We start from the raw sequence: 24,904 nt of genomic DNA, 5'->3' as shown, positions 1-24,904 counted from the left end.
CCGATCACGAAGTTGCGAGTTCTGGTATACAAGCTATGCGCGGAACGCTGAACAGAAAGATCGATCTTTCGCAAGCTATTGATTTCAAATAGCTAAATGCTCTGGACGGTGGCTGTTGCATATTCGCCATCCTCCGCTAGATAGCGCAGGAAATGTTTCGAAAAGTCTTGCGTTTTGTGCAGCGCGGCCGCATATTGTTGCGGTGCGGTAGCGCCTCGCGCTATCGCTGCCCTCCTTGGGCGTTTCCTCCCTAGACTTGGGCCGCTTGTTCATTCAAGCGGCCCTTTTTTCTTATCCAGCGCCTTTTCCGCTGATCCCAGGCCAGCACTGCGAAGATTCATTTCGCCGCAGGCGACCGCCCGCAGATGGATTCTTGGTTCAGGACTTCGCCGTGCGAGTGACGAAAGGATGATGTCATCCTACTCGGCGGCGGCCTGGAACGGCCCGAGATCGCTGAACGGGATCTTGGCGAGCGCGTCGGCGAGTGTCGCGAAGTCCGCCGCCACCTGGGCGAAGCGCGAGCCGCGCTCGCGGCGCCGCTCATCCATATAGACCGCGCGGTTGAGCTCGACCTGGACGGTGTGCAGTCCGCTCGCCGGGTTGCCGTAGTGCTCGGTGATGAAGCCGCCGGCATAGGGTTTGTTGCGTCCGATCGAGTAGCCGAGCGAACTCATGATCTCCTCGACGAGATCGGGCAGCAGCGATGCGCAACTCGTGCCGTAGCGATCGCCGATCACGACGTCGGGCCGCCGTGGTTCGTCGCGCGACACTCCGATCGACGGCATCGAATGGCAGTCGACCACCACCACCGCGCCGAACGCCTGGTGGGCTTTGTTGATGAGCCGGCGCAGCGCGCGGTGATAGGGCTTGTAGAGCACCTCGATCCGGGTCAGCGCCTCGTCGACGTCGAGCCGCTCGCGGTAGATCTCCTGGCCGTCGCCGACCACGCGCGGGATGGTGCCAAGTCCGCCGGCCACCCGCATCGAGCGCGTATTGGCGAAGCTCGGCAGTCGCCCGGTGAACATGCGCGGGTCGAGCTCATAGGGCTCACGGTTCACATCGACGTAGGAGCGCGGGAAGTTGACGCGCACGGTCGGGAAGCCGCGCTCGCTCAAGCCCGCGATCAATTCGTCCATGAAAGAATCTTCGGAACGGCGCAGCGACGCGAGATCGATCCGCGACGCCTCCAGGAATGCGGCCGGATAGACCGAGCCGGAGTGCGGGGAATTGAAGATGATCGGCGCGCGCCAGACGTCGGGCTCGACGATCTCGAACGGGGGCGACAACTCGCCAGCAGACTCGGTCATTCCCTTGGCGCCGTCCCTTGCGTCCGCCTCTCCGAGCCAAATCGATTCTGCCGGAAAAGCGGAGATTTCTGGGCGCATATTGTCCGTAATCACGATCATTCTGCCAAGTGAAAAGAGTGTGGCGCGTGTTGGAATGGATCTGAGCGCAGAAAATGCCGCAGCAGGTTGATTCGATGCGTGGATCGGTCCACAAATAGACTGTGGTCTCCGCCGACTGGCAGGCGCAAATTTCACCCGAAATTTACCGTCTGTCGGGCTTAGTGTTCGAACTGAACCTCCAGCCGGATTCGACGTTTCCCGCCATGCCGAAAATCCTTCTCGCCGAAGACGACAATGATATGCGCCGCTTCCTGGTCAAGGCGCTGGAAAACGCCGGATTCAAGGTCTCGCCGCACGACAACGGCTTGTCGGCCTATCAGCGGCTGCGCGAGGAGCCGTTCGAGATGCTGCTCACCGACATCGTGATGCCGGAGATGGACGGCATCGAGCTGGCGCGCCGCGCCTCGGAACTCGACCCCGACATCAAGATCATGTTCATCACCGGCTTTGCCGCGGTGGCCCTGAATTCCGATTCGGAAGCGCCGAAAAACGCCAAGGTCCTGGCCAAGCCTGTTCACCTGCGGGAATTGGTCAGCGAGGTGAACAAGTTGCTGGCGGCCTGATTCAGACGAAATCTCGCATTTTGTATCCTTGCCTGCCCCGCCGGGGTCCGTTATAGGGACCCGACCCAAGACGACGAAGACGACTTTGGGGTGCGTAGCTCAGCGGGAGAGCACTACCTTGACATGGTAGGGGTCACAGGTTCGATCCCTGTCGCACCCACCACGCTTCGCCCTGACGGGCTTCGCGTGGCGCGGCCACGCCGAAGACCGTCATCGAAGCGTGTCCGGCGTAGCTTGAACGCAGTGAAAGCGAAGACGGACGATGACGCTGGGCGCAGGCGGGCCGCTGCCGCGAGCTTCGGCTCGGCAAGCCACATTTTCCCGATCCACCAGATGCTTCGCGTAGCGCAGCCACGCCGGCTGAAGGTAATCTGGCTTCAACCTGTCAAACAGCGCGGCGTCATCATGCGCGCATGCCGGTGATCCAGTATTCCAGAGACGTCAGGACTTGAAGCGAGAGGCCGCAGCGTACTGGATGCCCGCCTTCGCGGGCATGACGGCTGAGAGGGCCTGCGCCGACCGGGTAACTCAGTGATCTGCTTTTCGACGATGGCGCTCGGGTACCAAGCGGCAGACTCGAGCTGATCTTTTCGGAAAGCGCTGCACACTCTTACAGCGTTGCGCGTGCCGCACCCGCGGGTGTCACAAGAACGGCCCCGACGTGGAGGTTCGAAAGAGGATGTCGTCGGGGCCGAAGTTGCTACCCATGATCAGTCCGTTGGAACGGATAGGTAGTGGTTTAGGAGAGCACGGCCGGTGCGTGGCGCAAGTGCAGATCCTGCCAAAAGCGAACGGGCAGCTTTCTGGGCCTACACCTCCGGATGCAATGCGACCAGCAAGATTGCCACCGCCAGCAATGCGAGCCAGCAATTTGCGGCGATAATGACCCAATCGGTGCTTGTTCGTTCCTTCATCATCTTAGTGCCGTCCGAAGCTTGCGGCGGCCCCGACGTGTGGAAAGGGGAAATGCGCCGGGGCCGCCTTTGCCGCTTGTCGGATTGACCGGGATCGCGGCTGTGGGGCCGTGCCGATCCGACGAGGTAGCGTTCCATCAAAGCACAACCCATGTGCGATGGAAGTGCAGATCGTGCCAATCGCACACCCGAGTTGCAATCTCCAACGGCCGATCCTCGTCGCGATTGCACCACAACTGATACACAACCAAAACAGCAACGCGCGTTGCCGGCTCACCCAATTCGTCTCAAGTTGAACATTCCTCGGTGGTGGCGGATGGCACACACCCTCAGACACTGGCCTCGCCAAGTGTGTCGACCGTCATCGCCGGGGAACGTTGCCGACCTGGCCCGCGCGTCGCCGGCGCGAGGCCGTCTTTCACAGCGGACGCCGAGACTGCCGCCGGCGCATTTGGGTGAGCGTGGTTGAGCGCGGAGATGATTGGCGGGTGCCGACAAGCGAAGATCAATCGGAACCGAACGCAGCATTGCGGCGGCACCAGCGTAGCGTCCCGTACGAGCGAAGAGCGCGATTCCAAAACCTCAAGCGAGAAGCCCGCGTAGGCACGCGGGCTTCTCGTTCGACTTTACCAGTGACGATACCGGCCCGGGTAGCTGCCCCTGTAGTAGGCGAATGCCGGTCTGACCGCGTGACGATAGCGGTAGCCGTAAGACGCCGAACGATAGCCGGTGCCATACGAACGATAGCCGGTGCCATAATAAGCCCGACGATAGCCGTAGCCGCCGTAATAAGCCGGCCTTGCGCCGGAATAGTATGTCGTGGTGGTTGCGCCCCAACGATATGGCGCGACATCGTCGTACGCATAGTCGCCGTAACCGTACCCGCCGTAACCGTAGCTGCCGTAATAAGCGGGTGAGTAGTACCCAGGCGCATAGCCATCGTAGCCGTAATAGCCATATCCCGGACCCCAGCCATAGGCTGATGAGGCGAGCCCTCCGACGACAGCGCCGGCGACCAGTCCGCCTGCGAGCGCGGCTCCCCACCCGTCGCGTGCTTCGGCGGGCGCCGGAGCCGCCATTGTGCTCATGGCGAGTCCGCCGACAGTTGTAAGGACAAGGGCTGTCTTCTTCATAAGCTTCTCCTGAGTCGTGGTTGCCCAACCCCCTCAACGAGGCGGAATGGCATTGGTTGCGAATCGCAGCGCATCGATAGCGGAGACAGGACGCGCGCTCGTCGGATCGCGCTTGCAAGGCGAGCACTGGGCGTACCTGCCTACCCGCTGACGATGTACCCGGTGGCGAGCACAACGGCTCGCATCGGAACGCAACTTGTTCCGACATCCTCGGCTGCGTCGGAAACGATACGCGCGGACGCGTCGAGCGGGATCGTTGTGACGTCAGGTCCCCAAACGGAAAACGAGCAAATGGTTCCTGGGACGGAGCCAACGCCGCGTCTCCATTGATCCCGCAGGTGTTCCCCCCGGGGGTGCACCAAATGTCGCGCTACGGCTCCGTTTTGGAACGAGGCCGATAGCACCGCTGTTTTCTAGCAAGGCAGTTCACCGGCGAGCCGTGTGCACGCCTGTGCCGCGTATCTCGTCGGGCCTTGTTGGAGCGCGGCTGCGCAGCGACGGCAGCGCCAGTCTTTGGCGTCAGCGTTCGCAAACGGAGCAGCCGCCAATTTCAGGAGGGATCGGCAATGCAGAACAGGATGAAGAGTAGGTTTCTGTTGACGACGGCCGTGCTGTTGGCCGGCGTCAGTCTCGCATCGGCGCAAGGCATGCGGGAAGGCGGCGGTGGCGGTATGAGTGGGGGCGGCGGCGTCGGCGCTGGAACTGGCGGCGGCGGGCACGGAATGTCAGCGAGCCCTTCGGGCGGCCGCTCCGGTGGCGCCATGCAGGGAAGTCCTTCGGGCGCGGGGCATAGCGAAGGCATGACCGTAGGCCGCGGACAGGGCAGCGGACAGGGCATGAGAGAAGGCGGACGAGCAGAAGGTCAAACCCAGATGGGCCGTGGCGCAACCGAGCGCGGCGGACGCATGCAGGGTCAGACCACCGGGCAAGCCCGCGGCGCAGAAGAGCGCGGTCGAAGCGAAACGCAAAGCCAGCGCAATCAGGGCCGGCAACAACAGACCACAGGACAGGGCCGGAACCAGCGCGAGCAGACTGGCCAGTCCGAAACCCGCCAGCGTGGTAGCGGCGCAACCCGGCAAAGCCAGCAGCAGCCGGAGAACCGCACGAACCGAACTCAGGGCACCACGACGGGCCAGAGCAAGGGCGCGGCGACAAACCAGAGCACGACTACGACCGGTCAGAGCACGAGAGCCGGCCAGGGCACGACGGGCGCGGCCACGCAGCAGCCTGGAACGACGCAAGGCCGGATGAACGCCGGGCAGACCACCGGGCAAGCCGGCACAGCCGCTCAGACCCAATCGAACGCAACGGTCCAGACCGAGGCCGGGCGCACCGTGACGGCGCAACAGCAAAGCACGATCCAGCGTTCGGTGTTGTCAGCACGTAACGCGCCGCGCGTGAACGTCAACTCGATCAACTTCTCGGTCAATCGCGGCGTGGTGGTGCCTTCGAGGTTCAACGCCGTATCGGTGGCCGCCTTCCCGGCGCTGATCGATGCGTTCCCATTTTATCGGGACGACAGCTTCTTCATCGTCGAGGATGAAGTCGTATTCGTCGATAGGGACCGCAGGGTTGTCGACGTGGTGCCGGTCGGACCGCGGACGCGGTTCAGCCATCGTGGCGGCAGCAGCAGGAGTAACGTTGCGGCGATGGACCTGAACCCGCAGCAGATCCGCGAGGTGCAGCAGGTGCTGATCGATCGCGGCCTGCTGGTCGGCGAGGCCGATGGCGTGCTCGGGTCCCGGACCCGCGAGGCGCTGATCACGTTCCAGCGCCGGCAGGGCATCGCGACGAGCGGCAGCGTTGATACGCGCACGGTCACCGCGCTGGGTCTGTCGGACAGGATCGGTCAGGGCGCGGGACAAGGGGCATCGACGGTCGGCCAGGGTGGCGCAAGGCAGAATACGACCGGCCAGAGCGGCACCCAGCAGAACGAGCCGGGCCAAACAACTGGCCAGGCGAACTCGCCACAGAACCGGTCGGCACCCGGCCAGACCGGGACCCAGGCCCCGCAGCAGAATACGACGGGAGCCGCTCCGCAGAACGAGTCCACTGTCGGTCAGGGCGGCAGCCGGCCGGGCGGAAGTCAGAATCAGAACATGCCGTCCAATCAGCCGAGCCAGAACAGCTCTCCGCCGTCGTCAGGCTCAGGGCAGGGCGCGCAGATGCCGGAGCATAACTCCAATCGGAAATAGGCTGTTGAATAAGGGCCCCGCTGCAAAGCGGGGCTCTCTTTTTCTGGGGCTCTGTTCTTGAGACGGTGCGGCCGATCTCTCGCTCAATGCGCGAACGCAAGCAGCCGATCGGCGCGGCTCACACTTCCAGCCACTCCTCGCGGACCGCGGCGTTGGACTTGAGCTGATCGGGCGTGCCTTCGAACACGACGCGGCCGTGGCCCATGATGTAGACCCGGTTCGAGATCTTCATCGCGATCGACAGCTTCTGCTCGACCAGGAGAATGGCGACGCCGGCCTTCGCGATCCGCGCGATGAGGTCGCCGACCTGCTGCACGATCAGCGGTGCCAGCCCTTCGGTCGGCTCGTCGATCATCATCAATTCGGGGTCGCCGAGCAGCGTGCGGCAGGTGGTCAGCATCTGCTTCTCGCCGCCCGACAGCACGCCGGCCGGCGTGTCGGCGCGGCGGGCGAGATTGGGGAACATGTCGAGCATCTCCTCGAGCCGCCACTTGCCGGGGCGGCGCGGATCTTTGATGCCGAGGATGAGATTCTGGCGAACCGTCAGGCCCGGGAAAATGTCGCGGTGTTCCGGCACGTAGCCGAGGCCGAGGCGCGCGATCTTGTAGCTCGGCAGGCCGGCGATATCCTGGCCCTTGAAGCGGATGGTGCCCTGTGGCGGCACCTCGCCCATGATCGCCTTGACCGTGGTGGAGCGGCCGACGCCGTTGCGTCCCAAGAGGCTCACCACCTCGCCGGCGGCGATGTCGAGGTCGACGCCCTGCAGGATGTGGCTCTTGCCGTAATAGGCATGAAGATTCCTGACCTCGAGCATCAGTCGATCTCCTCGCCGAGATAGGCTTCCTTGACCTTGGGATTGCCGCGGATCTCGTCCGGCGTGCCTGAGGCGATGATGTTGCCGTACACCAGCACCGAGATGCGGTCGGCGAGGCCGAACACCACGCTCATGTCGTGCTCGACGATCACGAGCGTGCGGCCCTCGGTGAGGCGGCGGATCAGCGCGACGGCGCGCTCGGTCTCCGCGTGGCTCATGCCCGCGGTCGGCTCGTCCAGCATGATGACGCTGGCGCCGCTCGCGATCGTGATGCCGATCTCGAGCTCGCGCTGCTCGGCATAGGTCAGAAGCCCGGCCGGCACGTCGCGGCGGTGGCTGAGATGGATGTCGTCGAGGATCTGCGCGGTGCGCTGCTTCACCTCGGGCAGATGGTCGACGTTCTTCCAGAACGCATAGCGGTGCCCGGTCGCCCACAGCACCGCGCAGCGGACGTTCTCCCACACCGTCATGCGGGCGAACACGTTGGTGACCTGGAACGAGCGCGACAGGCCGCGCCGGTTGATCTCGAACGGCCGCAGGCCGGAGATGACCTCGCCGTTGAGGCGAATCTCGCCCGAGGTCGGCTTGATGTGGCCGCTGATCAGGTTGAACGTCGTCGACTTGCCGGCGCCGTTCGGCCCGATCACGGCATGGCGCTCGCCCTGCGCGACGCTCAGATTGAGGTCGCGGATGATGCCCACATTGCCGAAGCGCTTCTCGACGGCTTTGACTTCAATGGCGGCGGTCATGCGAGATACCCCCGATCACGGGCCACCGTCGCGGCGCGATCCCAGGCTTCCGCCACGCGCCGCCAGGTGATGCGGGCGACCAGGAAGCCGCCGACGAGCAGCACCGCGGCGGCCGCCCAGGTGGTCGGCGCCGTCGCGACGAACGGGATGCCGGCGAGATTGATGGTGTTGCCTTCGCCTTCGCTCGCCGTGTAGCGCGCGACGGTTTCGATTGTGAGGATGATGCCGAGCGCGAACGCGAGCGTCGGGACGGCGGCGACGAGATAGGAGGGGATCACGGTGTGCAGCGTGCGCGCGCGGATCAACGGACGGTGCTTCATCAGGATGCCGGCGATGCCGCCCGGCGCGAACATCACGATGCCGATGAAGATGATGCCGAAATAGAGCTGCCAGACCGTGGTGACGTTGGTCAGCCCGAGTTGCAGATAGGTCACCAGGATGGCGCCGAGGATCGGGCCGAAGAAATAGGCGGTGCCGCCGATGAACGCGGCGAACAGCACGATGCCGGATTGCGTCGCGCCGAGATAGGCGGAATTGGCGATCTCGAAATTGATCGCGGTGAGGCCGCCGGCGATGCCGGCAAAGAAGCCGGCGAACATGTAGGCGAGATAGCGCACCACATGCGGATCATAGCCGATGAACTGGACGCGCTCGGGATTGTCGCGCACCGCGTTGCAGATGCGGCCGAGCGGCGTCCGGGTCAGCGCGTACATCGCGATCGCCGAGATCATCACCCAGAAGGCGATCAGGTAATAGACCTGAAGCTGCGGCCCGAAGCTCCAGCCGAACATGTGCGGCAGGGCGGTGCGGTCGGTGGTGATGCCGGATTCGCCGCCGAACACGCTGCGCAGGATCAGCGACGACGAGGCGACGAGTTCGCCGATGCCGAGCGAGATCATCGCAAACACGGTGCCGGCGCGCTTGGTCATCACCCAGCCGACCAGCGTCGCGAAGGCAAGGCCACCGATGCCGCCGATCAGCGGAATGAAGGGCAGCGGGACCGGCCAGTCGTAGCTCGCCACCGCGTTCATGACGTGGACCGAAAGGAAGCCGCCGAGCCCGTACTGAACCGCGTGGCCGAACGACAACAGCCCGGTCTGGCCGAGCAGGATGTTGTAGGACAGCGCAAAGATGATCGCGATGCCGATCAGGCTGAACGAGGTCAGCGAGCCGCCGGAGGAGAAGACGAGCGGCAGCACGACGAGCACGATCGCCGCGATCAGCCAGACGCCGTAGAAGCTCAGGGCGCCGCCCGACTCATGCTTGGTCGCGGCGCTGGCGGGGGTGACGGGTTTGGTCATGACTCGCGCGTTCCCAACAGGCCCATCGGGCGGAAGATCAGGACCAGCACCAGCAGCACGTAGGGCAGGATCGGCGCGACTTGCGCGATCGTGACGTTCCAGATGTCGGTGAGCGGCGAGGGGCCGAGGCTCGGATCGAGCGGACCGAACACGCTGGCGAGCGACCCGTTGAGCGCGACCGCGAAGGTCTGGATCAGCCCGATCAGAAGCGATGCGATGAAGGCGCCGGGCAATGAGCCGAGGCCGCCGAACACGATGACGACGAACAGGATCGGTCCGAGCAGCGCCGCCATGTCGGACTGCGTCACCAGCGACGGACCGGCGATCACGCCGGCAAGCCCGGCGAGCGCGCTGCCGACCCCGAACACCAGCATGAAGACGCGCCCGACATTATGGCCGAGATGGCCGACCATGCTCGGATGCGTCAGCGCGGCCTGCACGATGAGGCCGACCCGGGTCCGCTTCAGCGTGACCAGCAGCGCCACGAAGATCACGACCGAGACCACGAGCATGAAGATCTTGTACGCCGGATAATTGGTGGAGAACACGGTGAAGGCGGGAAAGTCGAGCGCCGCGGGAATCCGGTAATCCATCGGGCTCTTGCCCCAGATCATCGAGACGATTTCCTCGATCGCGAAGGCAAGACCGAAGGTCAGCAGCAATTCGGCGACATGGCCGTGCTTGTGGGTGTTGCGCAAGCCGTAGCGCTCGACCGCCATGCCGACCGCGCCGACCAGCAGCGGCGCCAGCACCAGCGCCGGCCAGAAGCCGATCCAGCGGGTGAGCTGGTAGCCGAAAAACGCGCCCAGCATGTAGAAGCTGGCATGCGCGAAGTTGAGCACGCCCATCATGCTGAAGATGACGGTGAGCCCGCTCGACAACAGGAACAACAGCATCCCGAACAGGACGCCGTTGAGCGTTGAAATGACGATCAACTCAGCCAAGGCACACTCGCGGAAGAAAAGAACGATTGGGATGTGCGAACGAAAGGAACTGCATGTCATTCCGGGGCGCGCGCCTCAGCGCGCGAACGAAGGTGCGCATTTGCGCACCTGAGAATCTCGAGATTCCGGGTCTGGTGCTTGCGGACCATCCCGGAATGACAGGCCCCGATCAGGGCCGCTTCATCTTGCAGGTGGTCGGGACCATCGCATGCGCGGTGTCGATCTTGGAGACGAGGTGCCAGCCCCAGCCGGTGTTCTCCTCGTCGAACGGCTCCTTGGCCTTGTCGGCCAGCGAACCGAACGAGGAGATGTAGATCGGCTGGAAGAACTGGTGATCGTCCTTGCGCATGATGCCTTCGCCGCCGTCGAGCACCTCGAACTTCATGTCCTCGAGGGCCGCCGCGACCTTCACCGGATCGATCGAGTTGGCCTTCTCGGCCGCCGCCTTGAACATCCGCATCTCGTTGACGGCGCGCGGATACCACAGCGACATGTTAGCCTTGGCGCGGAAATCCTTCTCGAAATCCATCGCCGCCTTGTTGCCGGAGTTGGCGAAGCCCTCGGTGATCTGGAACACCTGGTGATCGAGGCCGGTCTGCTTGATCGCGGTCGGCCCGCCGGCGCCGCCGGCGTAGTAGGTGTACCAGTTGACCTTGAGGCCGGCGTCGGCCGCGGCCTTCAACAGCAGCGCGATGTCCTGGCCCCAGTTGCCGGTGACGACGCTGTCGGCGCCCGAGGCCTTGATCTTGGCGATATAGGGCGAGAAGTCGGTGATCTTGAGCAGCGGATGCAGCTCATCGCCGACGATCTGCACGTCGGACCGCTTGGCCGCGAGCATCTTGCGGGCCTCAGTGCGCACCGACTGGCCGAACGAATAGTCCTGGTTGATCAGGTAGACTTTCTTGATGGACGGCTGATCCTTCATGTAGTTGGTCAGCGCTTCCATCTTGATGTCCGAGCTCGCGTCCCAGCGGAAATGCCAGTAGCTGCACTTCTCGTTGGTCATGCTCGGATCGACCGCGGCATAGTTGAAGTAGAGCACTTCCTTGCCGGGGTTGCGCGAGTTGTTCTTGGTGACGAAATCCTCGAGCGCTGCGCCGACCGAGGAGCCGTTGCCCTGGGTGATGTAATGGATGCCGGCATCGACCGCCTTCTGCGCCTGGATCAGGCTTTCCTGCGGATTGGTCTTGTTGTCGAGCGGGACGATCTCGATCTTGTGGCCGAGAATGCCGCCCTTCGCGTTCAGCTCGTCGGCGAGGTACTGGAACGTCTTCAGGCCGCCTTCGCCGACGCTGGCGCCGCCGCCGGAGAGCGGATCGATGTAGCCGATCTTCAAGGTTTCCTGCGCGGACGCCGCGCCACCGAGCATCAGGACGGCCGCAGCCATGGCGAAGGGAAGATAACGCATGTCTTGTCGTTTCCTCGTTGAAGATTGACTTTGGTTGTAAGGTGTCCCGCCGATCATGCAGCGCAACATCAGGGGTCGATACTGCGAAGGACCTGTCATTGACAAGTCTGGTTCGGGCATGGCTCGTCCCCGACCATGCGGCAAAAGTGAGCAAGCGCTCGGTAAACGCTTGCCACGGGATAGCCTCATCCCGTGGCGCGGGATAAGGCCCGCGCCACGTCAGCCAGGCGGCCCACAAGTTTGACGTAAGCCGCTGTTCCCCAACGATTTCGCCAATCGGGTCATGCGCCGTGGCAGTCGCTCCGCGCCGGACCCGCCGGGCCTTGCGGTATGGGGCTGCTCTCGTGGTATACCAGAGCTGGGCCCGATGTCCGCCGACGCGGACATTGCCGACCAAGCCTGGCCCAGGCGTTGACGACAACACGGCATCGGCTTTGAAAGAGAGAGCATGGCGCGCAACATTCTGATCCTGGGAGCCTCTTATGGCTCCCTGCTGGGGACCAAGCTTCTGATGGCGGGTCACAACGTGACCCTGGTGTGCCGGAAGAACACGGCGGAGCTGATCAATCGCGACGGCACCGACGTGCGCATCAAGCTGCGCGACGAGCCGAACCACCGCTCGATCCTCTCGCGCGATCTGCCGGGCAAGCTGGATGCGGTGACGCCCGCCGATGTCGATCTGTCGCGCTACGACATGGTCGGTCTTGCGATGCAGGAGCCGCAATACACCAACCACACTGTGCGCGTTCTCATGATCAAGATCGCGGCGGCGAAGCTGCCGTGCTTGTCGATCATGAACATGCCGCCGTTGCCGTATCTGAAGCGGATCCCCGCGCTCGCCGGCATGGACCTGGAGGAGGCCTACACCAATGCGCAGGTGTGGGAGCGCTTCGAGCCGGGGCTGGTCACGCTGTGCTCGCCGGATCCGCAGGCCTTCCGTCCGCCGGAGGAAGCCGCCAACGTGCTGCACGTCGGCCTGCCGACCAACTTCAAGGCCGCGGTCTTTGCCGACGACAAGCACAACAAGGTGCTGCGCGAGCTGGAAGCCGACATCGACGCGGTGACGCTGGACGGCCACGACGTTCCGGTGAAGCTGAAAGTGTTCTCGTCGCTGTTCGTGCCGCTGGCGAAGTGGTCGATGCTGCTCACCGGCAACTACCGCTGCATCACGCCGACCGAGCCGCAATCGATCCGCGACGCGGTGCACGGCGATCTCAAGCGCTCGCAGGCGATCTATGACCACGTCGACGCCATCGCGCGGCAGCTCGGCGCCGACCCTGCCGACCAGGTCCCGTTCGCGAAATATGCCAAGGCGGCGGAAAGCCTGCTCAAGCCGTCATCGGCGGCCCGCGCAGTCGCCGCCGGCGCGCCGTTCATCGAGCGCGTCGATCTGTTGGTGAAGCTGATCTCGCACCAGCTCGGCACGCCGAACGCGGAGATCGACCGCACGGTCGACACCGTCGACCAGAAGCTCAACGAGAAGATCGTGCAAGGCGGTTCCGGCGCGCAGTGACGACGCGCGCGTTCGTCGCGAGGGCAGGGTCATCCCGCAGCGAATGCGCGCGATGATCGGACATCGGCACGTGAGGTGAGCACTCTCTTCAGGCTCCCTCCCCCCTTGCGGGGGAGGGTTGGGGAGAGGGGTGGTCCCGGGCGAGATGATCGATCTGAGCATCGTCCTCGCAACTTGCGTTCGCGTGTCGTTGCGATGAATGCGAAGAACGCACGCCGTGTGGCTACCTCTCCCCAGTGCCCCGCAAAGCAGGGCGATCGTGCATGCTGGCTTGAGCGGCTGTGCACGTACTCGGCCTCGTGGTTCGAGACGCGCCGCAAGCGGCGCTCCTCACCATGAGGGTCTACAATTGTGCCGCAAAACAAGACGTCATCCTGAGGAGCCCGCCAAAGGCGGGCGTCTCGAAGGATGGGCCACAGGGCGCTTTTTCAAATGCGATTGCCGCAATGGGGAGGGAGCTCGTCCGTCGGTGCCTCCTCACATGGAAGGCGGAGGCGATCAGCGCGAGCTCCGCGAGGAAACTGATCGATATGCGATCAGTTCTGCTTTGCTCATCTCGCAACAATCTCGATGTCGGAGTCTCCGCGAGTTCCGATCAGGGAACAGATCGCTCTAGAACCAATTTGCACGACAATGGCTTACGCGAAAAAACTTTGCGTCACGCACGTCGCAAACCAATGCGGTGAGCTCGCGGCGGACGGGCGATCGGCGCGCGGCCATGTGTCACATCCGCGCTGCATCAATGTTGCAGCATGCGCGCGCGATGAATCGGCTACGTGTGATGATTGATATGTCATGTGCCGTGCTCACACATTGTGCTTGCAAATCGCTAGTGTGCGTTTCCAAAAAATTTTCTGAAAGTCTCCGTGACAGATCGTTCGATCAGACGCAGCGGGAACACACTTCGGATTTCTTCGCGCGCGCATCATCGCTCCCTCTGGTTCTCGCACAGATTGTCCTCTACATCAGACCAGCGGGCTCTGCGACAGAGCTCCTGAGCCGCGCGCGGCGATGAGAACAACAATGAAGAATGTCATGCACGAGCACGACTATCGCAGGAACCTGCGTCGGCCTTATCAGGAGCGGCCGGCATAGTCGGGGCGATGGCCCGCATTCTCACATACTGCTCTCTTCGTCGATCTGACGTTCGCCGTGCTGTCGGGGGCCGGCGACGCCAATTTATAGGACTGCGCTTCCGCTGCGCCAACGTTCGTCGTTTGCGACAGCGGCGGTTGAAAATGCATGCAACGTAACGGTGACAGACTCGCACGCGCGGCGAAGCTCCTGCAACAGGTGCCGCTTCCGCGCGCGCCCCGTGACATAAGCGATCGAACCCCGGCGCCGCCGCGACTGGTCTCGACCCGGCCTTATCCGCCGGCGGAGCAGTTCGATGTCTGGAAGGCACGGATGGCTCCGTGGCTCGATGTCGCGCTGCCGGAAGGCCGCAGCCCCGCGCAAGGCTTCGAGGTTGAATACATTGCCTGCAATCTGGGCAACCTGGTGCTGTCATCAGGGCACTTCGCCGCACAAACATTCACGCGCACGCGCGCAGCCTCGCGCCGCGCTCCAGTGGACGCCTGGGCGCTGTTCCGCGTGCGCTCCGGCGAAGTCTGGCTGGAGACCGGCGGGCAGACGATTCACGCCGAGCCGGGCGCGATCTTTCTGATCCCGCTCAACAATGATCTTCGCGGCCGCATCACCGATTATGATGGCCTGCTGCTCACGCTGCCGCGCAGCGCGTTCGCGAGCGTCGCCGAGCAGTTCGATCGCGCCTGCAACCGCATTCTCTCCGGCAATCTGATCGAGCTGCTGGCCGATTATCTCGACACGCTCGTGGTACGTCTGGTCGAGATGTCGCCGGACGAGCTGCGGCAGGCCGGGCGGGCGACCGCGGAGATGATCGCTGCGTGCCTCCAGCCGGCGGCCGACCGGCCGGGCGAGGCGCGCAGCTCCGTCGAGTCGGTCCTGTTCGAGCGCGCGCGCCTATATATAGAGAGTCACCTCGGCGAGTTCGATCTCACGCCGGATCGCGTCGCGCAGCAATTGCGGATCTCGCGCTCCAACCTGTACCGGGCATTTGAGAGCGTCGGCGGCGTCGCCGGCTACATCATGCGCAAGCGGCTGCACGCCGCGCAGGCCGAGCTGGTCGGCAGTCCCGGTCGGCGGATCCAGGAGATCGCCCACCGGCACGGTTTCAAGCTGGCCTCTGATTTCACCCGCGCATTCCGCCGCGAGTTCGGCGTCAGCCCGCGCGAGGCGCGCGAACGCGCGCGCCGCTGATCAATTGTAAGTTGTATTCTGGCGTCATGCCCTGCCGTGTGCCGTGCGGATCGTTCAAGTTGTGAGACGATTTGCCATCTATTTGGACGGCGTGCGGAGTGACGGCGGCGAAATTGTGTCTATCGTTGTCCGCCATGACGACTCGGGGCACTTTGGTGGGGCAGTCGGGCGAGCGCTGGGTGGCAAGATGCGCTCGCTGAATTCGACACATCGTAGGCCAGGACCGGAAGGCGTGCGCGCGTCGCGCCGTCTTGATCTCTCCATATGCGCGGCCGGCGGGCCCGCATTCGGTCCATGGCGCAGCGTTCCCGACGTGCGGACAAGATCTCACAAAGGGGACTCACCATGGCCGTCGCGCGGACCTCAATCGCACCAGTGAAGCCACAACGCGTCGGCTTCGTCCGGAGCTGGCTCGCGCATGGTGATGGAGACAGCCGCTCGCTGCGACGCCGGCTGCTGGCGGTGTTGCGCCAGGCGCATCGGGCGCTCGGCGTGAAGCGTGAGCGATTGGGGCTCGGGACGCTAGGCATCGGCGGGTCGGCCGTCGCGACGATGCTCGGCGCCTTCGCCGCCGTCGTCGTCGCCGCCTCGAACGCAACCGCCGGGAGCGTGGCGCTCGGCGGTGGGAGTGCCACCGGCACCGATTCCGTGGCGATCGACACGAGTTCATCTGCAAGCGGGGTGCGCGGTATCGCGATTGGAAGTGCAGCAACGGCGTCCGGAAGCGATTCCATCGCCCAAGGTAGCAGCGCGAACGCGGGCGCCCAGAACGCCGTCGCGATCGGCTTCGGGTCGATCGCGTCCCAATTGAACTCGCTTTATCTTGGCTCGCGCACGGCTGCTGGAACGGGTGCTCTTGCGCAGAGTGCCATCGGCATCGGCACGGATGTGACCGCATCCCAGGTCGATGCCATCGCGATTGGACGTCAATCGATTTCGGCGACGCAGTATTCGGTGGCTCTCGGGTTGAGAGCCAACGCGTCAGGCCCCGGCGGCGCGATGGCGCTGGGCGCCGGCACGGTCTCGAGCGGCAGCAATTCCGTCGCGCTCGGCGTCGACGCCAATGCCATCAAGGCCGGCGATAGTGCGCTGGGTACCTTTGCCGTTGCCAACGGAGGAAACTCCACCGCGGTCGGCGTCAGCTCGACGGCCAGTGGCCCTTATGCTTGGACCGGAGGCTGGTCGTCAGTTGCCTCGGCGGACAGCGCGACCGCGCTTGGCAAGCAGGCGGTCGCGTCGGGGATCAACTCATTTGCCGGAGGCAGCTCCGCGGCCGCATCCGGGGATTTCGCTGTAGCCCTGGGCAATCAGGCGCAGGCGCTGAGCACCGGCGGCTCGGTCGCGATCGGGTCGGGCGCTATCGTTGGCAACGCGGCGACCGGTGGTGTCGCGCTCGGCAACAATGCGAACTCCGGTGGTGCCAATTCGGTCGCCACAGGCGTGAGTGCCAATGCGAGCGGCGCCAACTCGCTTGCCGTCGGCTTCCAGTCGGCTGCGAGCGCCGCCAGCGCGATTGCGATCGGCAACACCGCCGTCGCGAATTCCGCCAACGCCGTCGCGATCGGCACCAACACTTTGGCAACCGGCGGCCAGGCGGTCGCCGTCGGCACAGGCAACGTTGCCAGCGGCAACGGCGCGGTCTCGATCGGCGATCCCAACACCGCGACAGGTAACGGTGCCATCGCCAGCGGCCTCAACAACACCGCGACCGGCGACGGCACGGTTGCGATGGGCAACACCAACATGGTGGGCGGCGGCGGTCAGGCGGTCGGCGCCGCCGGCACGCCGGCGCAGGGTGCGGTCGGCATCGGCTATCAGAACACGGTCACCGGCCAGGGCGCGGTGGCGATCGGCGACCGCAATGTCGCCAATGGTGCCAGTGCGATCGCCATGGGCAGCCAGGCCAACGCCTCGGCCGCGAACGCCATTGCGCTCGGTGCCGGTGCGAGCGTCGGCAATGCCGGCGCCGTCGCGCTCGGCTCCGGCAGCGTCACCGCCACGGCGGTCGGTACGGGAAGCGGGGTTGTCAACGGCAACACCTATACGTTCGCCGGCGGCACGCCGACCTCGACGGTCAGCGTCGGCGCGCTCGGCGCCGAGCGCACCATCACCAATGTCGCCGCGGGACGGATCAGCAACTCTTCGACGGATGCGATCAACGGCTCGCAGCTCTGGGCCACCAACCAGGCGGTCGATGCCATTGGCACCACCGTCAACAACATCACCACCGGCGGCGGCATCAAGTATTTCCATGCCAATTCGACGCTGGCCGACTCCTCGGCGGTGGGAACGGACTCGGTTGCGATCGGGCCGGTGTCGACCGCGACCGGCAGCGGCTCGGTGTCGATCGGCAACGGCGCGACCGCCGCCAATGCCAACGATATCGCGCTCGGCTCGGGCAGCCAGACCACGACGGCGGTCGGCACAGGCGGCATCACCATTGCCGGTAACGCCTATACCTTCGCTGGCACCAACCCGCTCTCGACGGTCAGCGTCGGCTCGGTCGGCAACGAGCGCACCATTACCAACGTTGCTGCGGGACGCATCAGCAACGGCTCGACCGACGCGGTCAACGGCTCGCAACTGTTCGCCGCCACCTCGGCGATCGACAGCCTCTCGACCGTCGTCAGCAACGGCCTGACGCATTATTATGCTGTCAACGACGGCGGCACCCAGCGGGCCAATTACAACAACAACGGCGCGACCGGCGTGAACTCGATGGCGGCCGGCGTGGCCGCATCGGCGACCGCGGCGAATGCCACCGCGCTCGGCTACAATACCCAGGCGACGGTCGCCGATGGCGTCGCGCTCGGCTCCGGCTCGGTGTCGAACCGCACGCTTGCGCCCGGCTCCGGCAAGGTCGGCGGCTCCATCGTCGACTACAACACCACCGATCTTACATTGCTCGGCGCGGTGTCGGTCGGCAACGCGACCGGCTATCGCCAGATCACCAATGTCGCCGACGGCACCGAGGCAAGCGACGCCGTCACCATCCGGCAGCTCACCGGCGCGCTGTCGTCATTTGCGACCACGACAACGAAATACTTCCACGCCAACTCGACGCTGGCGGACTCGCTGGCGATCGGCAACAACTCCGTCGCGGTCGGGCCGGCCACTGTGGTCAACGGCGATAACGGCATCGGCATGGGCTTTGGCGCCACCGTGCAGCAGACGGCGCCCGGCGGCATCGCCATCGGCCAGAATTCGGTCTCCAACTTTGCCGATTCGATCGCGTTCGGAACCAATGCGCAGGCCAGCGGCATTCAGTCGGTGTCGATCGGCGCAGGGTCTCAGACGACGAACCCGACCAGCGTTGCGCTCGGTCCGAACGCCAAGGCGACGGCGCAGGCCGGCGACGTGGCGCTCGGCGCCAACTCGACCACGCAGACGGTGGTCGCGACCAAGAGCACCACGATCGGCGGCACCACCTACGACTTCGCCGGCATCGCGCCGACCTCGACCGTCAGCGTCGGCAGCGCCGGTGCGGAGCGCACCATCACCAACCTCGCCGCGGGCCAGATCACATCGACCTCGACGGATGCGATCAACGGCTCCCAGCTCTGGGCCACCAACACGGCGCTCGACAGTCTCTACACCACCGTCAACAACATCTCGACCGGCGGTGGCGGCGTGAAATACTTCCACGCCAATTCGACCGCGGCGGATTCCATCGCGACCGGTGCGGAGAGCGTCGCGATCGGACCGCAGTCGGTCGCGAGCGGCGCCAACGCGATTTCGATGGGCAACGGCTCGGCCGCATCGGCCGACAATTCGGTCGCGATCGGCGCCGGCGCCAAGGCGACGCAGGCCAATTCGCTGGCGCTCGGCGCCAACGCCACCACGACGGCCAATCTGAGCGATGCCGCCTATACGCCGGTTGTCGGCAAGAGCGTCGCGGGCGTGGCGACCGGCGAAGTGTCGGTCGGCTCGTCCGGCGCCGAGCGCCGCGTCACCAATGTCGCCGCGGGCGCCGCGCCGACCGATGCGGTCAATGTGAGCCAGCTCCAGACGCTCGCCTCGAGCACGATCCACTACGATAGCGACGGCTCCGGCGGCACCACCAACAAGCTCACGCTGAACAGCGGCAACGGCGCGCCGGTGACCATCAGCAACGTGGCACCCGGCGTCGCCGGCACCGACGCGGTCAACGTCAATCAGCTCAACAGTGCGTTCGCGCAGCTCAACGGTCAGATCGGCGAGGTGCGGCAGGATGCCTGGCGCGCCGCGGCGATCGGCATGGCGGCAGCATCGCTGCGCTATGACGACCGGCCGGGCAAGCTGAGCGCATCGGCCGGCGGCGGCGTCTGGCGCAGCCAGGGCGCGCTCGCCTTCGGCCTCGGCTACACCAGCGAGAACGGCCGCCTGCGCAGCAACGCATCGGCCACCACCGCCGGCGGCGACTGGGGCGTCAGCGCCGGCCTGAGCCTGACCCTCAATTGACGTTGCGGGCGACGAGACGGCTGGCATGCCTGGCTCTGGCGATCTGGCTGCCCGGACTAGCGAGCGCGGGCGCACAGCCCGCGCCGCCATCCGGCTACGCCGTGAAGCCGTCGGACGTGGTGGTGCCGGAAGGCGAAACGCTCGGCGAATTCAGGCGGATGATCCAGCCGTTCAAAAACTGGACATTGATTTGCGACGAGAGCCTCAAGTCGAAGCGGCGCGTCTGCAATGTCACGCAGTCGATCGTCAACGCGCAGGGCGCGGTCGCCTTCAACTGGTCGCTGATCGCCACCGCCGACGGCAAGCCGCTGATGGTGATGCGTATTCCCGCCGGCGCCGGCACCGGGCAGCCGATCGAGCTTGCCATGGGTAACACGCCCGATCGCATCGTCGCGCAGACCGATCATTGCGATGCCAGCTTCTGCTTCGCCACGGTCGCGATCGGCAACGTGCTCAAGCGGCACATTCGTGCGGCGACGCCGTGCCGGGTGTCCTACCAGATCCCGCAGGCCGGGTCGGTCGTGCTGGAAGCGCCGCTCGAGGGGTTGTCGGGCGTGTTGTCGAAACTGAAGTAACGAGGAGCAGTATGCGGATCTGGAGTTCCGATATCCGGCTCGAGCGCACGGATATCCGTGAGACGAGGCCGCCACTTGAACAGGATGAACGGCCGATGCGACGGATTCGGACTCTTACATTGATATTTGCGGCGGTCGCGATGGCCGCGCTCAGCGCCGTCGGCGTCGTCGGCTATGCCCAGACCGCGACGCAGCCGGTGCCATTGCAGCCGCAGGGCGCGACGGCGCCGGCCAAGAAGCCGGCCGCAAAGCCGCATCAGAAAGCGCAGACGCAGCAAGCTCCCGCAGCCGCGGCTCAGCCGCAACAGGCCGCGCAGCCACAGCCGACGGTGTTCGACGAGCATGCAAGGCAGGGCAACATCGTCACCTGCGCAAACGTGTTCGGGACCCTCGGGCGCGGCCTTGCGACAAACTCGAACTACACCGCGCAGTCGCAGTGGGACCCGAAGGCGGGCAATTCGCACTCGGTGCAGTCCCTGGTGGCGCTCACGCCGACCGAAAATCCTCAGAACACCGCGCCGCAGCGCGCCGCCGGCATCGTGTTCGCCGCGCCGGTCGGATCATCCTGCGAAGGCAATCTGGTGCGGGTGACGCCGCGCGCCGAGAGCTGCCCGACCGTTGCCGCCGAGCTCGCCAGGCTCAACGGCCAGAACGGCGCGCTCGGCGATCTCGCCACCATCGCGCTGCCGAACGGCGCGCAGGTGATGCTGATTCCGTTCGGCAATGCCTGCGTCGCGGTGACGGCCCTGCGGGTCGCGGGCTGATCGGCCGGCTACAAACGTGGTTCACCTCTCCCATCGGGGACAGGGCAATCGCATTTGGGAGAAGAGCGCCTCCGGCCATCCTTCGAGACGCCCGCCTTTGGCGGGCTCCTCAGGATGAGGTCTCGTTTTTGCGGCACAATAGTAGACCGTCATGGTGAGGAGCGCCGCTTGCGGCGCGTCTCGAACCATGAGGCCGAGTATGTGCGCAGCCGCCCAACGCGGCAAATGCGATTGCCCTGCCATCGGGGTGAGGTGAACCTCCGACGCCGTTCCGGTTCGATCTAATCTCGTCCCGCCTAGCCCTGATCCGTGACGCCGAGAATCGTCACCGACCGCGTCTGGTGGCTCGGCGTCTCGAACGCGATCGCCTGCCCGACCGACAATCCGATCAAGGCGGCGCCGACCGGCGTCAGGACCGAGACGCGCTTCAAGGCGATATCGGCTTCGTGCGGATACACCAGCACCACTTCCCTGACGTCGCCGGTGTCGTCGTCGCGATAGCGCACCCGTGAGCCCATGCGGACCACGTCGTGCAGATCGGCATCGTCGGCGACGATCTTGGCGCGCTCGGTCTCGCGCGCGAGGAACTGGGCCACGCGCGGAAACACCATCATGCTGGTATCGGCCAGTGCACTGAGACGCTGCGCTTCGCTCGCCGCGATCGTGATCGGAGGCAAGGAAGCAGCGGGCAAGTTGAAGCTTCGGGTCATGTCTGTTCCCCTGCAATGACGTGATTGAAGGCTCCGAACGTCGTCGTCGGAACCCGGTGTGATCAAAGATTGTCGGAACTGCCGCTCGTCCGCGGCGGGTCGCCGCGGATCCATGTGTGCCGCGGGCGGAACACCAACGTCCCGCGCCGCAAAAAGCTCCAAACCGAACGATTTTTGATGACGTTGAGACTCCGGACGGCGCGCGCGATGGCCGCCCGGCTAATTGCCTGCGTGCAGACGTCCGGCGCGCAGGACGAGGCGCGCGATGCGTGTGTCGGTGCTCAACGTGTAGATCATGGCAAGGCCAACATAGCCCCTGGCGGCCGCGTGGCCATTGCGGCGAAAGCGCGCATGCACTGGCCGCCTTGGTGACGGCCGCGAGCCGACGCCATCACGGCTGACCGATGCCGGTGAGGCCGAGCACTGCACCTGCGGCAAGCGCGAGCAGCGGATGGATGCGGGTCGCGGTGGTGGCGATCGCGACGCCGGCTGCGATCAGCACGAGGCTCCAGCTCGAGGTCGAGGCGTGGGTGATGACGATGGCGCTGGCGATCACCAGGCCGGCGGTGACGGGTACGAGACCTGCCTGCACCTTGCGCCGCCACGGCCGGTCCTTGAAGCGCTCCCAGAGTTGCAGCGCGATGCCCGTCACCAGCGACGACGGCCCGAACTTCGCAAGCGATGTCACCACTACGCCCGCGAAGCCGGCGACATGCCAGCCGACCAGCGGCACGACCATCATGTTCGGTCCCGGCGCCGCCTGAGCCAGCGCGAACAGCGCGCTGAACTCGGTCGCCGTCATCCAGTGATGGACATCGACCACCTGACGCTGCATCTCCGGCAGAATGGTGTTGCCGCCGCCGAAGGCGAGCAGCGAGAGTTCGGCGAAGATCAGCGCCAGCGCGATCAGGGTGCCACTCATCACGACTGTCTCGACTTCAGGAGGATGCTGAGCGGCGCCAGCGTCAGCAGGGTCGGCAGCAGCGGCAATCTGAACACCGCGATCGCCAGCACGCAGAGCGCGCCGATCAGCCAGCCGACGATGTCCCGTCGCAGCGGCCAGGCGATCTTGATCGCCATCGAGATCAGCAATCCGGCCGCAGCGGCCGCCAGCCCGCCGAACAGGTGACGGACCATCGGCTCGTTCTCGAAGCGGTCATAGACCACGCCAAGCGCGATCACGACGGCCGTCGGTACGGCGATCAGGCCGAGGATCGCGGCAAACGCGCCGGGGATGCCGCGGAACTTCAGCCCCACCGCGACCGACATGTTGATGATGTTGCCGCCGGGCAGGAACTGGCAGAGGCCGAGCAGGTCGGTGAACTCCGCGCCGGTCAGCCAACCGCGCTTCTCGACCATCATGCGGCGCGCCAGCGGCAGCACGCCGCCGAAGCCGGTCAGTCCGAGGACGAAGAAGCCCGTGAACAGGTCGGCGACACTGGGCGAGTCGTGCTTGATCGCCTCGGCGGTGGGGGCGGCATCCATGGGTAGATCGGCTCCGGTTCGATCGATTGCGAATCGACCCTAATTTGCGACGCGCCAAATTTCCAATATATGGAAAGCGCAAAATACATATGCTTTGGATATGACGGACCGAACGATCGAGCTGCGCCATCTTCGCTATGCGGTTGCCGTGGCCGAGGAGGGCCATATCACCCGCGCTGCCGCAAGGCTCGGCATCCAGCAGCCGCCGCTGAGCCAGCAGATCCGCGCGCTCGAGGCCGCGATCGGGACGCCGTTGTTTCGCCGGCAGCCGCGCGGGGTCGAGCCGACCGCCGCTGGCCGTGCATTCGTGGACAAGGCGCGCTTGATCCTGCGCGACGTCGACCTTGCGGTCGAGGCCGCGCGCCGCGCCAGCCGGGGCCAGGAAGGCCAGCTCGCCATCGGCTGCACCAGTTCTGCCGCCTTCAATCCCTTCGTCACCGGCGTGATGCGCGAAATGCGCGAGCGCGCGCCGGCGATCACGCTCTCGCTGGAAGAGGCCAGCACCACCGAGCTGATCGAAGCGGTCGAGGCCGACCGCCTCGATGCCGCATTTGTGCGCTCGCCGATCGAGCGGCTGGAGGGCCTCACCATCACTCACCTCCTGAACGAAGAGATGCTGGTGGCGCTGCCGGACCATCATCCGCGGGCGCGCAAGGCTTCGCGCCGCCGGATTCCGCTGTGCGCGCTCGCCGACGAGCCGCTGATCCTCTATCGCCGGCCGACCGGGCCGGGCCTCTATGACAGCATCATCGCCGCCTGCCGTGCCGCCGGGTTCAGCCCGAAGGTGGCGCAGGAGGCGACGCGGATGGTGTCGACGCTGAGCCTCGTCGCGGCGGGGCTCGGGCTCTCGATCGTCCCTGAATCGATGGCGCGGCTCGAGACCGCGGGTGTTGCTTATCTGCGTCTCGACCGCGCCGCCGGTCTCGTCGCCCCGCTTGCGCTGGCGCGCAAGAAGGGACCGCCGAGCGGGACGCTGGGCCGCCTGCTCGGCATCGTCGCGCGGCGCGTGAAGGATCGGGCCGGCGCGTGATGGCGCGGAATGTGGGGACTTTGGCGAACGCTCGCGCCGTGATGCCTCTAGATAGCCTCTACCGAACACGGTGCCCAGCATCCGGCGCTTCGGGTCAGCATCAGCGAAAGGCCATTCCGATGACACGTTTTCCCGTGCACACGCTCGACTCCGCCCCTCAAGCCTCCAAGGCGTCCTTGCGCGAGGTCGAGGCAAGATTCGGGATGATCCCCAATCTCGCCGGCGCCATGGCAACGTCGCCCGTGCTCCTTCAAAGCTTCATCGGCATCTTCGACAAGGTTCATGCCGGCAGCTTCAGCGAGCCGCAAATCCAGACCGTGCTGCTCACGGACGCTGTGACCAACGGCTGCGCCTGGGCGGTCGCGCTGCATTCGGCGCTCGGGCTGCAGGCGGGCCTCGATCCGGCCGACGTCGCGGCGATGCGCGCCGGCCGTTCGCCGGCCGACAAAGGGCTCGGCGCGCTCTCGACATTGGCGCGGACGCTGATCGAAAAGCGCGGGCGGCTCAACGAAGGGGACATCGAGCGTTTCCTCGCGGCCGGCTTCAGCAAGGAGCTGCTGCTCGAAGTGATCACCATCGTGGCGGCGTCGACCATCACCAACTACACCGGCAGCGTGACCAATCCGCCGCTGGAGGCGGCGTGGCAGCCGCATGCGTGGAACGGCTGATGCATGACGGCG

The 24,904-nt window shown here is 65.3% G+C and carries 20 protein-coding genes and 1 tRNA gene; 10 read left to right on the top strand and 11 right to left on the bottom strand.

Going from position 1 to position 24,904, the window contains the following annotated elements:
- Positions 1-419: 419 nt before the first annotated feature.
- Complete coding sequence (locus P6U30_RS32500; RefSeq protein ID WP_407166820.1) at positions 420-1,307, bottom strand: N-formylglutamate amidohydrolase; 888 nt, start codon at positions 1,305-1,307, stop codon at positions 420-422.
- Between the two features lie 302 nt (positions 1,308-1,609).
- Here P6U30_RS32500 and cpdR point away from each other — a divergent pair, with 302 nt between their 5' ends.
- Both cpdR and P6U30_RS32490 read left to right on the top strand, forming a co-directional pair.
- Positions 1,610-1,969 carry a cell cycle two-component system response regulator CpdR gene (gene cpdR / locus P6U30_RS32495; RefSeq protein ID WP_280977984.1) on the top strand — a complete coding sequence of 120 codons (360 nt, stop codon included), beginning with the start codon at positions 1,610-1,612 and terminating at the stop codon, positions 1,967-1,969.
- An 88-nt stretch (positions 1,970-2,057) separates the two neighbouring features.
- Positions 2,058-2,132 (top strand) — tRNA-Val (locus tag P6U30_RS32490).
- Between the two features lie 646 nt (positions 2,133-2,778).
- Here P6U30_RS32490 and P6U30_RS32485 read toward each other — a convergent pair.
- Both P6U30_RS32485 and P6U30_RS32480 read right to left on the bottom strand, forming a co-directional pair.
- Complete coding sequence (locus P6U30_RS32485; protein ID WP_407166819.1) at positions 2,779-3,021, bottom strand: hypothetical protein; 243 nt, start codon at positions 3,019-3,021, stop codon at positions 2,779-2,781.
- A gap of 488 nt (positions 3,022-3,509) precedes the next feature.
- Positions 3,510-4,016 (bottom strand): hypothetical protein, encoded by a 507-nt coding sequence (locus P6U30_RS32480; RefSeq protein WP_407166818.1) that lies wholly within the window; start codon positions 4,014-4,016, stop codon positions 3,510-3,512.
- A 566-nt stretch (positions 4,017-4,582) separates the two neighbouring features.
- Between P6U30_RS32480 and P6U30_RS32475 the strand changes: the two genes are divergently transcribed.
- Positions 4,583-6,211, top strand: a complete 1,629-nt coding sequence (locus P6U30_RS32475) for a peptidoglycan-binding protein (RefSeq protein ID WP_407166817.1) — start codon at positions 4,583-4,585, stop codon at positions 6,209-6,211.
- A gap of 118 nt (positions 6,212-6,329) precedes the next feature.
- Here P6U30_RS32475 and P6U30_RS32470 read toward each other — a convergent pair whose 3' ends face one another.
- From P6U30_RS32470 to P6U30_RS32450, 5 genes are all read right to left on the bottom strand, one after another.
- Positions 6,330-7,025, bottom strand: coding sequence for an ABC transporter ATP-binding protein (locus tag P6U30_RS32470; protein WP_280975728.1), 696 nt, complete (start codon positions 7,023-7,025; stop codon positions 6,330-6,332).
- Positions 7,025-7,774, bottom strand: a complete 750-nt coding sequence (locus P6U30_RS32465; protein WP_407148562.1) for an ABC transporter ATP-binding protein — start codon at positions 7,772-7,774, stop codon at positions 7,025-7,027. The genes P6U30_RS32470 and P6U30_RS32465 overlap by 1 nt, the downstream gene beginning before the upstream one ends.
- Entirely contained in the window at positions 7,771-9,075 is a 1,305-nt protein-coding gene (locus tag P6U30_RS32460; RefSeq protein WP_407166816.1) for a branched-chain amino acid ABC transporter permease, read from the bottom strand. The genes P6U30_RS32465 and P6U30_RS32460 overlap by 4 nt, the downstream gene beginning before the upstream one ends.
- On the bottom strand, positions 9,072-10,019 hold the full coding sequence (locus tag P6U30_RS32455; protein WP_407166815.1) for a branched-chain amino acid ABC transporter permease: 948 nt from the start codon (positions 10,017-10,019) through the stop codon (positions 9,072-9,074). The genes P6U30_RS32460 and P6U30_RS32455 overlap by 4 nt, the downstream gene beginning before the upstream one ends.
- A gap of 169 nt (positions 10,020-10,188) precedes the next feature.
- Entirely contained in the window at positions 10,189-11,427 is a 1,239-nt protein-coding gene (locus P6U30_RS32450) for a branched-chain amino acid ABC transporter substrate-binding protein (protein ID WP_407166814.1), read from the bottom strand.
- Between the two features lie 448 nt (positions 11,428-11,875).
- Here P6U30_RS32450 and P6U30_RS32445 point away from each other — a divergent pair, with 448 nt between their 5' ends.
- The 5 genes from P6U30_RS32445 (at position 11,876) to P6U30_RS32425 (ending at position 20,999) form a co-directional block, all read left to right on the top strand.
- Positions 11,876-12,940 (top strand): ketopantoate reductase family protein, encoded by a 1,065-nt coding sequence (locus P6U30_RS32445; protein WP_407166813.1) that lies wholly within the window; start codon positions 11,876-11,878, stop codon positions 12,938-12,940.
- Positions 12,941-14,347: 1,407 nt separating this feature from the next.
- A complete protein-coding gene (locus P6U30_RS32440; RefSeq protein WP_407166812.1) occupies positions 14,348-15,220 on the top strand; it encodes a helix-turn-helix domain-containing protein in 873 nt (290 codons plus the stop codon).
- A gap of 345 nt (positions 15,221-15,565) precedes the next feature.
- The gene (locus P6U30_RS32435; RefSeq protein WP_407166811.1) at positions 15,566-19,660 is read left to right on the top strand and encodes a beta strand repeat-containing protein; all 4,095 of its coding nucleotides are present in this window, start codon (positions 15,566-15,568) and stop codon (positions 19,658-19,660) included.
- Positions 19,657-20,235, top strand: a complete 579-nt coding sequence (locus P6U30_RS32430; protein ID WP_407166810.1) for an invasion associated locus B family protein — start codon at positions 19,657-19,659, stop codon at positions 20,233-20,235. The genes P6U30_RS32435 and P6U30_RS32430 overlap by 4 nt, the downstream gene beginning before the upstream one ends.
- Positions 20,236-20,330: 95 nt before the next feature.
- On the top strand, positions 20,331-20,999 hold the full coding sequence (locus tag P6U30_RS32425; RefSeq protein ID WP_407166809.1) for a hypothetical protein: 669 nt from the start codon (positions 20,331-20,333) through the stop codon (positions 20,997-20,999).
- 296 nt (positions 21,000-21,295) lie between these two features.
- Here P6U30_RS32425 and rnk read toward each other — a convergent pair whose 3' ends face one another.
- The 3 genes from rnk to P6U30_RS32410 all read right to left on the bottom strand — a co-directional run bounded on the left by rnk (position 21,296) and on the right by P6U30_RS32410 (position 23,194).
- Complete coding sequence (rnk, locus tag P6U30_RS32420) at positions 21,296-21,709, bottom strand: nucleoside diphosphate kinase regulator (RefSeq protein ID WP_407166808.1); 414 nt, start codon at positions 21,707-21,709, stop codon at positions 21,296-21,298.
- A 391-nt stretch (positions 21,710-22,100) separates the two neighbouring features.
- A complete protein-coding gene (locus P6U30_RS32415) occupies positions 22,101-22,631 on the bottom strand; it encodes a chromate transporter (RefSeq protein ID WP_407166807.1) in 531 nt (176 codons plus the stop codon).
- Positions 22,631-23,194 carry a chromate transporter gene (locus P6U30_RS32410; RefSeq protein WP_407166806.1) on the bottom strand — a complete coding sequence of 188 codons (564 nt, stop codon included), beginning with the start codon at positions 23,192-23,194 and terminating at the stop codon, positions 22,631-22,633. Before P6U30_RS32410 ends, P6U30_RS32415 begins: the two co-directional genes overlap by 1 nt.
- Before the next feature lie 115 nt (positions 23,195-23,309).
- Between P6U30_RS32410 and P6U30_RS32405 the strand changes: the two genes are divergently transcribed.
- Both P6U30_RS32405 and P6U30_RS32400 read left to right on the top strand, forming a co-directional pair.
- Entirely contained in the window at positions 23,310-24,224 is a 915-nt protein-coding gene (locus P6U30_RS32405; RefSeq protein ID WP_407170594.1) for a LysR family transcriptional regulator, read from the top strand.
- Positions 24,225-24,343: 119 nt separating this feature from the next.
- Positions 24,344-24,892, top strand: coding sequence for a carboxymuconolactone decarboxylase family protein (locus tag P6U30_RS32400; protein WP_407166805.1), 549 nt, complete (start codon positions 24,344-24,346; stop codon positions 24,890-24,892).
- The last annotated feature ends 12 nt before the right edge of the window (positions 24,893-24,904 follow it).

Origin of the sequence: Bradyrhizobium sp. ORS 111, assembly GCF_045571485.1 — a bacterium.
Lineage (GTDB): Bacteria > Pseudomonadota > Alphaproteobacteria > Rhizobiales > Xanthobacteraceae > Bradyrhizobium.
This window is presented reverse-complemented; position numbering and strand designations above follow the sequence as displayed.

What these genes read in the sequence shown, in the direction of transcription:
- P6U30_RS32500 (WP_407166820.1), bottom strand. Translation starts at nt 1,307, where the DNA reads ATGACCGAGTCTGCTGGCGAGTTGTCGCCCCCGTTCGAGATCGTCGAG.
- cpdR (WP_280977984.1), top strand. Translation starts at nt 1,610, where the DNA reads ATGCCGAAAATCCTTCTCGCCGAAGACGACAATGATATGCGCCGCTTC.
- P6U30_RS32485 (WP_407166819.1), bottom strand. Translation starts at nt 3,021, where the DNA reads ATGGAACGCTACCTCGTCGGATCGGCACGGCCCCACAGCCGCGATCCC.
- P6U30_RS32480 (WP_407166818.1), bottom strand. Translation starts at nt 4,016, where the DNA reads ATGAAGAAGACAGCCCTTGTCCTTACAACTGTCGGCGGACTCGCCATG.
- P6U30_RS32475 (WP_407166817.1), top strand. Translation starts at nt 4,583, where the DNA reads ATGCAGAACAGGATGAAGAGTAGGTTTCTGTTGACGACGGCCGTGCTG.
- P6U30_RS32470 (WP_280975728.1), bottom strand. Translation starts at nt 7,025, where the DNA reads ATGCTCGAGGTCAGGAATCTTCATGCCTATTACGGCAAGAGCCACATC.
- P6U30_RS32465 (WP_407148562.1), bottom strand. Translation starts at nt 7,774, where the DNA reads ATGACCGCCGCCATTGAAGTCAAAGCCGTCGAGAAGCGCTTCGGCAAT.
- P6U30_RS32460 (WP_407166816.1), bottom strand. Translation starts at nt 9,075, where the DNA reads ATGACCAAACCCGTCACCCCCGCCAGCGCCGCGACCAAGCATGAGTCG.
- P6U30_RS32450 (WP_407166814.1), bottom strand. Translation starts at nt 11,427, where the DNA reads ATGCGTTATCTTCCCTTCGCCATGGCTGCGGCCGTCCTGATGCTCGGT.
- P6U30_RS32445 (WP_407166813.1), top strand. Translation starts at nt 11,876, where the DNA reads ATGGCGCGCAACATTCTGATCCTGGGAGCCTCTTATGGCTCCCTGCTG.
- P6U30_RS32440 (WP_407166812.1), top strand. Translation starts at nt 14,348, where the DNA reads ATGGCTCCGTGGCTCGATGTCGCGCTGCCGGAAGGCCGCAGCCCCGCG.
- P6U30_RS32435 (WP_407166811.1), top strand. Translation starts at nt 15,566, where the DNA reads ATGGCCGTCGCGCGGACCTCAATCGCACCAGTGAAGCCACAACGCGTC.
- P6U30_RS32425 (WP_407166809.1), top strand. Translation starts at nt 20,331, where the DNA reads ATGCGACGGATTCGGACTCTTACATTGATATTTGCGGCGGTCGCGATG.
- rnk (WP_407166808.1), bottom strand. Translation starts at nt 21,709, where the DNA reads ATGACCCGAAGCTTCAACTTGCCCGCTGCTTCCTTGCCTCCGATCACG.
- P6U30_RS32415 (WP_407166807.1), bottom strand. Translation starts at nt 22,631, where the DNA reads ATGAGTGGCACCCTGATCGCGCTGGCGCTGATCTTCGCCGAACTCTCG.
- P6U30_RS32410 (WP_407166806.1), bottom strand. Translation starts at nt 23,194, where the DNA reads ATGGATGCCGCCCCCACCGCCGAGGCGATCAAGCACGACTCGCCCAGT.
- P6U30_RS32400 (WP_407166805.1), top strand. Translation starts at nt 24,344, where the DNA reads ATGACACGTTTTCCCGTGCACACGCTCGACTCCGCCCCTCAAGCCTCC.